The organism is Corynebacterium afermentans subsp. afermentans (assembly GCF_030408355.1).
In the GTDB taxonomy this organism is placed as follows: Bacteria; Actinomycetota; Actinomycetes; order Mycobacteriales; family Mycobacteriaceae; genus Corynebacterium; species Corynebacterium afermentans.
The window spans coordinates 2,367,106-2,375,453 of record NZ_CP046606.1 but is presented as its reverse complement, the minus strand read 5'-3'; the positions used below and the strand labels follow the sequence as shown (position 1 = coordinate 2,375,453).

General features: G+C 64.7%; 11 protein-coding genes. 7 read left to right on the top strand and 4 right to left on the bottom strand.

Annotation, left to right across the window (positions count from 1 at the left end):
• The first annotated feature begins 703 nt into the window (after positions 1 to 703).
• From rpmH to CAFEA_RS11230, 7 genes are all read left to right on the top strand, one after another.
• Positions 704 to 841 (top strand): 50S ribosomal protein L34, encoded by a 138-nt coding sequence (gene rpmH, locus CAFEA_RS11260; protein ID WP_034996682.1) that lies wholly within the window; start codon positions 704 to 706, stop codon positions 839 to 841.
• A 13-nt stretch (positions 842 to 854) separates the two neighbouring features.
• Positions 855 to 1,211 carry a ribonuclease P protein component gene (gene rnpA / locus CAFEA_RS11255; protein WP_063937083.1) on the top strand — a complete coding sequence of 119 codons (357 nt, stop codon included), beginning with the start codon at positions 855 to 857 and terminating at the stop codon, positions 1,209 to 1,211.
• Positions 1,211 to 1,498 (top strand): membrane protein insertion efficiency factor YidD, encoded by a 288-nt coding sequence (gene yidD / locus CAFEA_RS11250; RefSeq protein ID WP_063937082.1) that lies wholly within the window; start codon positions 1,211 to 1,213, stop codon positions 1,496 to 1,498. Before rnpA ends, yidD begins: the two co-directional genes overlap by 1 nt.
• A gap of 9 nt (positions 1,499 to 1,507) precedes the next feature.
• A complete protein-coding gene (yidC, locus tag CAFEA_RS11245; RefSeq protein ID WP_063937081.1) occupies positions 1,508 to 2,473 on the top strand; it encodes a membrane protein insertase YidC in 966 nt (321 codons plus the stop codon).
• Positions 2,474 to 2,552: 79 nt separating this feature from the next.
• Positions 2,553 to 3,185: a 16S rRNA (guanine(527)-N(7))-methyltransferase RsmG gene (gene rsmG, locus CAFEA_RS11240; RefSeq protein WP_063937080.1), complete on the top strand. Its 633-nt coding sequence runs from the start codon at positions 2,553 to 2,555 to the stop codon at positions 3,183 to 3,185.
• Complete coding sequence (locus tag CAFEA_RS11235) at positions 3,186 to 4,127, top strand: ParA family protein (RefSeq protein ID WP_063937079.1); 942 nt, start codon at positions 3,186 to 3,188, stop codon at positions 4,125 to 4,127.
• Between the two features lie 3 nt (positions 4,128 to 4,130).
• Positions 4,131 to 5,174 (top strand): ParB/RepB/Spo0J family partition protein, encoded by a 1,044-nt coding sequence (locus tag CAFEA_RS11230; RefSeq protein WP_063937078.1) that lies wholly within the window; start codon positions 4,131 to 4,133, stop codon positions 5,172 to 5,174.
• Here CAFEA_RS11230 and CAFEA_RS11225 read toward each other — a convergent pair.
• Genes CAFEA_RS11225 through CAFEA_RS11210 form a run of 4 tightly spaced genes read right to left on the bottom strand, consistent with a single transcriptional unit; the run spans position 5,171 to position 8,303 of the window.
• A complete protein-coding gene (locus CAFEA_RS11225) occupies positions 5,171 to 6,349 on the bottom strand; it encodes an N-acetylmuramoyl-L-alanine amidase (protein ID WP_063937077.1) in 1,179 nt (392 codons plus the stop codon). The two genes, CAFEA_RS11230 and CAFEA_RS11225, sit on opposite strands and share 4 nt — an antisense overlap.
• 43 nt (positions 6,350 to 6,392) lie before the next feature.
• The gene (gene trxA / locus CAFEA_RS11220; protein ID WP_034996669.1) at positions 6,393 to 6,716 is read right to left on the bottom strand and encodes a thioredoxin; all 324 of its coding nucleotides are present in this window, start codon (positions 6,714 to 6,716) and stop codon (positions 6,393 to 6,395) included.
• 10 nt (positions 6,717 to 6,726) lie between these two features.
• The gene (gene trxB, locus CAFEA_RS11215) at positions 6,727 to 7,728 is read right to left on the bottom strand and encodes a thioredoxin-disulfide reductase (protein WP_082855624.1); all 1,002 of its coding nucleotides are present in this window, start codon (positions 7,726 to 7,728) and stop codon (positions 6,727 to 6,729) included.
• An 11-nt stretch (positions 7,729 to 7,739) separates the two neighbouring features.
• Complete coding sequence (locus tag CAFEA_RS11210) at positions 7,740 to 8,303, bottom strand: sigma-70 family RNA polymerase sigma factor (protein WP_063937076.1); 564 nt, start codon at positions 8,301 to 8,303, stop codon at positions 7,740 to 7,742.
• Positions 8,304 to 8,348 lie beyond the last annotated feature (45 nt).

Genomic DNA, 8,348 nt, shown 5'->3' with positions numbered 1-8,348 from the left:
CTCTGCTCGCCCGCTCGGCGCGCTGTCACCTGCTGTTCCACAGAGTTATCCACAGCTGTGGATACTTTAGCAGCGCGGTTTGTCCACAGGGACTGCACGCCCTGTGGATAACTGGGTGCGAGGTTTTGTAACGCTGTGACCTGTTTAAACGACAAGTTCTGGGCGAAAGTCTCAACCCGTACTTCACAGTTATCCACAGGCCTGTGCATCCCCAGGCTGTGCGATTGTGGTGATTGCTTCATTGTTACCTGCTCCGACCTCGGACTGTCGAAACTTCGCCAAGGCGGGTTTTTGTGGATAACTCGTCGCGTCGAACAGCTGTCCACATACTCTCAGATCTCTCGCAGGGTGCGGGGAGGATTTCCCGCGCCACCTGGGAAAAAACACACCGTTGTAATTACGGGGGTACCCGATCGCCCCTGGAAGAAAGTGTGCGTGTTGATTTGGCCGAGGCGGACAAATTCGCGTAGTCTTAACCCCGTCTTTACGTCGGTTGTACCGGCGTACATCTGAGAGCACCGCCCCCGCCGGGCACCGGGCCGCTTGATCCAAGGCGAGCTGGCGAAGGCGCTGCACGCGAAATGCGCTCCAACTTCGGAGCCGAACCGCAATCTCAACGCAACGTTTCACATTTGGAACGGCCACTTCCCCGGGAGGCTTTTGACGAGCCGTCGGCTGTTCATGACCGCACAAGGAGTCCACCGTGTCTAAGCGGACTTTCCAGCCGAACAACCGTCGCCGCGCACGCAAGCACGGCTTCCGTGCCCGCATGCAGACCCGCGCCGGCCGCGCCATCGTTTCCGCGCGCCGCAAGAAGGGCCGCGCAAAGCTGACGGCATAGTTTTAACCCGCGCGTGTTACCCCGCCCGCACAAACTTTCTTCCTCCGCAGACTTCAAAACTGCGATGAGGAAGGGTGTGCGCGCGGGGTCTCGCACGTTAATGGTGCATATGCACCAGCGCGGCGACGTAGTCATCCAGGGAGGGCCACGCTTCGGCCTGGTGGTGTCCAAGCAGGTGGGCAACGCCGTGACGCGCCACGCCGTGTCGCGGAAGTTGCGGAATGTGGTGCTGCAACGGGAGCTCGTCGAAAAGCTTGGGCGCTCCTGCGATGTTGTGATCCGCGCCCTGCCGCCCGCCGCCGCCGCAACTAGCGACGAGCTCGCGCGCGATCTTGAAAAAGCGCTGGACAAAGCGCAAAAGAAACGATAATGGCCTACTTCAACTTCGCCGGCGGCGAAATCCCCGCCGCGAGGGGGCCTGTGGCGAAACTGCTGGTGGGGCTGATTCGCGGTTACCAAAAGTACATCTCACCCCTTAAGATGGGCGGGACGTGCCGTTTTATGCCAGTATGCAGTGCATATGCGCTCGAAGCCGTGTCACGCCACGGGGCGGTGCGCGGCGGCGCAATGGCCGCGGCCAGGCTGTGTAAATGCGGGCCCTGGCACCCCGGCGGCTACGACCCGGTGCCGGGCAGCATTGAAATGAGTGAGGAGTAACACCGAAACGTGCTGAATTTCATTTATTCGCCGATTTCCTGGGTGCTGAGGTTCTGGCACGAGGTTCTCGGCTTTGTCATCTCCAAGGATTCGGGCATCTCCTGGATCCTGGCCATCGTCCTGCTCACCTGCACGGTGCGCCTGCTGCTGCTGAAGCCGATGGTCAACCAGATGCGCTCCATGCGCAAAATGCAGGAGATGCAGCCACGGATGCAGGAGATCCGCGAGAAGTACGCGGGCGACCAGCAGAAGATCGCCGAGGAGACGCAGAAACTCTACCGCGAAAACGGCACGAACCCGCTGTCGTCCTGCATCGTGCCGATTGTGCAGCTGCCCATCTTCATCGGCCTGCTGCACGTGCTGCGCTCCTTTAACCGCACCAGTGAGCTGGGAATGTCTGTGGAGGAAAACCGCTCCACCGCCAACTACGCCTTCCCGGCTGAAGACGTGCAGTCTTTCCTGGACGCAGATTTCTTCGGCGTGCCGCTGTCTGCGTACATGTCCATGCCGCAGGAAGCCTACGCCGCGTTCAGCAACGTGGACCTGACCCGCGCGCAGATCATCGCTGTGTGCCTGCCGCTGGTTGTGCTGTGTGCGGCGTTTACGCACCTCAACGCACGCATCATGGTCAAGCGCCAGGAGGCCCGCAAGGCTGCCGGCAAGGGCCCGAAGCCGCAGGGCGAGATGGCCGAGATGATGCAGAGCCAGATGGGCTTGATGAACAAGATGATGATGTGGTTCTTCCCCGTCATGATTCTTGCCACCGGCGTGATCTGGCACATCGGCCTGCTGTTCTACATGCTCACCAACAACGTCTGGACGTTCTTCCAGTCCATGTGGCTGAACAACAAGATGGATAAAGAAGAGGCCGCCGAGGAGGCGCGCAAGGTGGAGCTCAAGCGCACCACCGCCCCCGCCCCGGGCGCGCGCACCAAGGACCGCCGCACGAAGAAGCAGCGGAAGCAAGGTAAGTAGCACTAGCTTATCGACGTGTAGTCCCGGCCCTTTGTGGCCGGGACTTTTTCATGTCGGCGGGCCGACTACAGTGTTGTGCATGTCGGATACCTCCCCTGCAGCCGCAGCCCAAGTCTTCGGAGAACGCCTCGGATTGGCCGAGGCATACCACCGCTCGCTGGCCACCACGGCCGCCGAGCGCGGCTTTATCGGGCCGAAAGAGCTGGACCGCTTGTGGGAGCGCCACATCCTCAACTGCGCGGTAATCGCGGAGGCGTTCGAACCCGGGCGGAAGGTTGCGGACATCGGCTCCGGTGCGGGCCTTCCCGGCATCCCGCTGGCGATTGCACGGCCGGATCTTTCCATCACGCTGATCGAGCCGCTGCTGAAGCGCTCCACCTACCTCAAGGAGGTCGTCTCCGAGCTAGGCCTGGACAACGTGACTGTGGTGCGTGGGCGCGCTGAGGAGCAGGCGAAGGCGGAGTTCGACGCCGTCACATCCCGCGCCGTCGCCCCGCTGGGTAAGCTCGCCGGGTGGTCCATTCCGCTGCTGCAGGGCGGCGGGTACATGATTGCGATGAAGGGCGAATCCGTGGCCGAGGAACTCGAGCGCGACGAAAAGGCTATTGCGAAGGCCGGCGGCGGCGAGGCGGAGATCTTTACCGTGGGCGGATCCGTGCTGGAGCAGCCCACCACGTTGATTCGTATCCAGCGCAGAAAGAAGGGGGCGTAGATGGAAAACTACGACGAGACTCCTGTGATGGAGGCGGCGATGCGGGCGGCGCGTGTGACGTCGAGAAGCGAAACGCTCCCGAAGCCGGACCAGCCGCGCGTGATCACCGTGGCCAACCAGAAGGGCGGCGTGGGCAAGACCACCACCAGCGTGAACCTGGCGGCCGGGCTGAGCAAGCAGGGCCTGAAGGTGCTGGTGATCGACCTGGACCCGCAGGGCAACGCGTCGACCGCGCTCGGTGCGGAGCACACCTCCGGCACCACGTCGAGCTACGAGTTGCTCATCGGCGAGGCCGAGGGCTCCGACGCGGTGCAGCCGCACCCGGAGAACCCGAACCTGTTCTGCATCCCCGCCACCATCGACCTGGCCGGCGCGGAGATTGAACTGGTGTCAATGGTGCGGCGCGAATACCGCCTGCACGACCAGATCCGCCGGGGCTTTTTGGACGAGCACGGCTTCGATTACGTGTTCATTGACTGCCCGCCGTCGCTTGGGCTGCTCACTATCAACGCGATGACCGCGGTGGACGAGGTGCTCATCCCCATCCAGTGCGAGTACTACGCGCTCGAGGGCGTGGGCCAGCTTTTGAGCAACATCGGCATGATCCGCGAGCACCTGAACCACAACCTGCACATCTCCGGGATCCTGCTGACGATGTACGACGCCCGCACCCGCCTTGCCGCCGACGTGGCTGACGAGGTGCGCGGCCAGTTCGGCCAAGTGGTGCTGAACAACGTCATCCCCCGCTCCGTGAAGGTCTCCGAGGCGCCCGGCTACGGCCAGACCGTCATCGATTACGACCCCGGCTCCCGCGGTGCGCTGGCCTACTTCGACGCGGCGAAGGAGCTGGCCACCCGCGGCGACTACCAGCCCCACCCCACTACCGGCCCGATCGGCGTGAGCCCCGAGGTCTACAACCAGCTCGACTCTGAGGAGGACTAATCAATGGCAGAACGCAAGGGCGGCCTCGGCCGCGGACTGGCGGCGCTTATCCCGTCGACGCCGTCGGACATCGACAAAAACGGCAAGACCCCGGGCATCGGCGGGGGCGCCTCCGACGTGATCTTTGGCAAGGAAGCACCCAAGCCTGACGACGCACCAAAGGGTGCCCCCAAAAAGAAAGTCCAGGGCGCCCCGACAGTGTCTGCCAAGCGCGACAAGGTGATCCAGCCCGTGCCGGTGGGCGCGCGCTACCAGGAGATCCCGGTCGGCCAGATCATCCCCAACCCGAAGCAGCCGCGCCAGGTCTTCGACGAGGACGAGCTGGCTGAGCTGGTCCACTCCATCCGCGAGTTCGGCCTGCTCCAGCCCATCGTTGTGCGCGACACGCCCGAGGGTTTTGAGCTGATCATGGGCGAACGTCGCTGGCGCGCCGCCTCCAAGGCCGGCCTGAAGCACATCCCGGCGATCGTGCGTGAAACCTCCGACGAGGACATGCTGCGCGACGCGCTTTTGGAAAACATCCACCGCGTCCAGCTCAACCCGCTCGAAGAGGCGGCCGCCTACCAGCAGCTTCTCGACGAGTTCGGCGTGACCCAGGAGCAGCTCGCGGACCGTTTGGGCCGCTCGCGCCCCGTGATCACCAACGCGATCCGCCTGCTCAACCTGCCCGTGGGCGTGCAGCGCCGCGTCGCCGCCGGCGTGCTTTCCGCAGGCCACGCGCGTGCGCTGTTGGGCATTAAAGTTGGCGACGACACCGCTGACGCCCAGGCCCAACTCGCTGACCGTATCGTCGCCGAGGGGTTGTCCGTCCGCGCCACGGAAGAGGCCGTGTCCCTGATCAACGCAGGCGGCAAGGTGCCGGACAAGCCGAAGCGTCAGCCCGCCCCGCAGCCGGAGTACCTCACCCGCGCCGCCGACTCACTGGCTGACATCTGGGACACCAAGGTGTCGGTGACCATGGGCAAGCGCAAGGGCAAAATCGTGGTCGAGTTCGGCGACAAGGACGACTTCGAGCGCATCATGGGGCTCATCCAGGGCACCGACTAGGCGTGCTTTTCCTCCCGCAGCAGCTCCTTGAAGGAGTAGGTGCCGGTGGGCCGGTTGTCGTGGCCGAGTAGGTAGAGGCGCTTCACGGCCACCACGACGGCTTCGGCGATGGCGTCGCGCTCGTTTGGGTCGGTGAGGATGGCCAGGTCCCCCGGGTTGGTGAGGTAGCCGGCCACAAGTTCCACCGACGGCATCCGGGTCATGCGCAGCATCTCCCAGGTGCGGGCGTGGTTACGGCAGTTCTGTAGCTGAGTGCGGGCGGCGACCTCGCGCTGGATGTAGCCCGAGAGCGTCTCCCCGGTTAACGAGGAGCTGCCCTTCTCGGAGCCGAAATAGAACGTGGCCACGCCGTTGGCTTTCTCATTCGGGTAGGAGTCCAGGCGCAGCGAAATGACCAGGTCCGCCTTGAACCCGTTGGCCAGGTCGGCGCGCTGCTTGTTGGAGGGGTTGTCGCCGCGCGGGCGCGACAGGATGGTCTCCATGCCGGCGGCAACCATGCGCCCCTCAATGCGCTGGGCCAAATCCCACAGGATTTCTTCTTCTGTGATGGGGCCGTACGGGCCGTCCACCACCAGGCCGCGGTCGGTGCCGCCCAGGTCCGGGTCGATGACCACGCGCTTGCCGGTCAGGTTCGGGCCGGCCTGGCGCACGGTTTCGCGCTCGCGGATGGCCTGGGCGGACCCGCCGGTGATGCGCCGGCCCAGAAGCGACAGGGCGCGCAGCGTGTCGGGGCCGCACACGCCGTCGTCTTCCAGCCCGGAGTTGAGCTGGTAGTTCATCAGCGACTCATAGGTGTGCGGACCGAAGCGGCCGTCTATCCGGTGCGGGTAGAAGCCCAGCTCGTGGAGCTGGGATTGCAGCTGCCGGACATCGTCGCCGACCATTTCCTGGCCGGGCTGGTAGCTCAGCACGCGCGCGCCGAGGGTGTAGGACGCTTCGCGCAGTTCCCGCAGCGTCGCCGAGTCGATGGTCCCGGTGGGCACGATGCCGCGGGATTGTTGGAAGGCTTTGACGGCCTCGCACAGCGTGTCGTCGTAAAGCATCTCGGCTTCGGTGAAGCGGCGGGTGGAGTCGATCTCGCCCTCGTAGCCGTCTAGCAGGCCCAGGCGGGCTAAGGACATCCGGACCTCGGCGACCCGTGTGCTGGAGTCGCCAACGCGCAAAATGTCTTGCATGCGGGCCTTTCTATTCGGATGGACAGAGTCAGTCTACGCGCCGCTAGAGCTGCGCCTGAATCTTGGAAACGATCTCGGATTTGGGGCGCACACCCACGAACTCGTCGACCTTTTTGCCGTCCTTGAACAGCAGGACGGCGGGGATGGACATGACTTGGAACATGGCGCCGAGCGCGCGCTCGTTGTCCACGTTGACCTTCGCCACCTTGACTTGGCCGGCCATTTCCTGTGCGACTTCGTCCAGCAGCGGGGAGAGTTTGCGGCACGGGCCGCACCACTCCGCCCAGAAGTCCACGAGCACCGGGGTGTCCGCCTCGATGACCTCGTTTTTGAAGGTTGCTTGGGTCACATCAACTGGTGCGTTCATGCGCGCTAGTCTACAGCGCCGCCAGGTAGTGCTGTGCGTCCAGCGCGGCGCGGCAGCCGGCGCCAGCGGCGGTGATGGCCTGGCGATAGGTTTTGTCCACCAGGTCGCCGCACGCGAACACGCCTGCAACGCTCGTGCTTGTCGACGGCTCCGCTACCTCGACGTAACCACCCTCGTCCACAGCAACCTGGCCGGCCAGGAATCCGGAGCGCGGGTCGTGGCCGATGGCAACGAACAGCGCGGTGGCATCCAGCACGCTTTCTGCGCCGGTGACGGTGTTGCGGATGTTCAGCCCGCCGACCTTGCCGCCCGCTTCCACCACGGAGTCGACGACGGTGTTGGTAAGGATCTCGATCTTGTCGTTTTCGCGTGCGCGCTCGAGCATGATCTTGGAGGCGCGGAAGTTCTCCGAGCGGTGGATCAGCGTGACCTTGGAGCCGAACTTGGTCAGGAAGGTGGCCTCCTCCATGGCGGAGTCGCCGCCGCCGACGACGGCGATGTGCTGGTCTTTGAAGAAGAAGCCGTCGCAGGTGGCGCAGGTGGACACGCCACGGCCGGTCAGCTCCTCCTCGCCCGGAATGCCCAGGTGGCGCGGCGCGGCGCCGGTGGCGAGGATGACGGCGCGGGCCTGGTAGACCTCGTCGTCCACGACGACCTTTTTGATGTCGCCGGAAAAGTCCACGGAGTCCACCAGCTCCTGGCGCAGGTCCGCGCCGAACTTTTCGGCCTGGGCGCGCATGTTCGCCATGAGATCCGGGCCCATGATGCCGTCTTCGAAGCCGGGGAAGTTCTCCACCTCGGTGGTGTTCATCAGTTCGCCGCCGTACTCGTAGCCCTCGAACACGAGCGGTTTCAGCTCGGCGCGGGCGGCGTAGAGGGCGGCGGTGTAGCCGGAGGGGCCGGAGCCGACGATGATCAGGTCGTGCACCTCGTCGGTGCCGGTGGTGGCGGCTGCGGGCGCCGGTGCCGCATCGGTTTTCGGGGTGACAAAGTTGAAGCCGGGGGAAGTCATGGTTGCAGATCTTAGCGCGCCGGCGCCGCCTCCCCTATCGCCGCTGCGACGGCCTCGCGCGCCCGGTAGCGGCGCGACTTCACGGTGCCGGGTTGCACCCCGAGTTCCGCGGCGGCGTCGCCGACGCTCATGCCCGCGACGTCGATGAGCCACAGCGCTTTGCGCTGCGCCTGCGGCAGCACCGCCAGGGCCTGCCGCATGGCCATCGTGCGCTCCATGTTCTCCATGGGGTTGTAGGCGAGGTACTTGTTCGCGTCGATGTCGACGGTGTCGTTGTCGTCCAGGCTGCACTGGGCGCCGGAGCGGCCGTCTTTGCGCTGGTGGTCTATCGCCGCGTTGATGGTCATGCGGTGCAGCCACGTGGACAGCTTCGCTTCCCCGCGGTAGGTGTGCATGCTGCGCGCCGCCTTGAACAGGGCGTCTTGGACGATGTCTTGGGCGTCCTGCTCGTTGCGCGCGAAGTTGCGGGCGGCGAAGTACATACGTTTGCGGTGGCGCCGCACGATGAGCGCGAAGGCCTGCCGGTCCCCTGCCAGGTAGTTCGCCACCAGCTGCCGGTCGTTGATGTAGTCCATTTTCCCCCCAAAAATTCAGTTGCCCCCACTATGCCCCGGCCCTAG

Excerpts from the sequence above, each read along its gene's own strand:
- yidD (WP_063937082.1), top strand. The coding sequence starts at position 1,211 with ATGGCCTACTTCAACTTCGCCGGCGGCGAAATCCCCGCCGCGAGGGGG.
- trxA (WP_034996669.1), bottom strand. The coding sequence starts at position 6,716 with ATGAACGCACCAGTTGATGTGACCCAAGCAACCTTCAAAAACGAGGTC.
- CAFEA_RS11230 (WP_063937078.1), top strand. The coding sequence starts at position 4,131 with ATGGCAGAACGCAAGGGCGGCCTCGGCCGCGGACTGGCGGCGCTTATC.
- CAFEA_RS11235 (WP_063937079.1), top strand. The coding sequence starts at position 3,186 with ATGGAAAACTACGACGAGACTCCTGTGATGGAGGCGGCGATGCGGGCG.
- rsmG (WP_063937080.1), top strand. The coding sequence starts at position 2,553 with ATGTCGGATACCTCCCCTGCAGCCGCAGCCCAAGTCTTCGGAGAACGC.
- CAFEA_RS11210 (WP_063937076.1), bottom strand. The coding sequence starts at position 8,303 with ATGGACTACATCAACGACCGGCAGCTGGTGGCGAACTACCTGGCAGGG.
- CAFEA_RS11225 (WP_063937077.1), bottom strand. The coding sequence starts at position 6,349 with ATGCAAGACATTTTGCGCGTTGGCGACTCCAGCACACGGGTCGCCGAG.
- trxB (WP_082855624.1), bottom strand. The coding sequence starts at position 7,728 with ATGACTTCCCCCGGCTTCAACTTTGTCACCCCGAAAACCGATGCGGCA.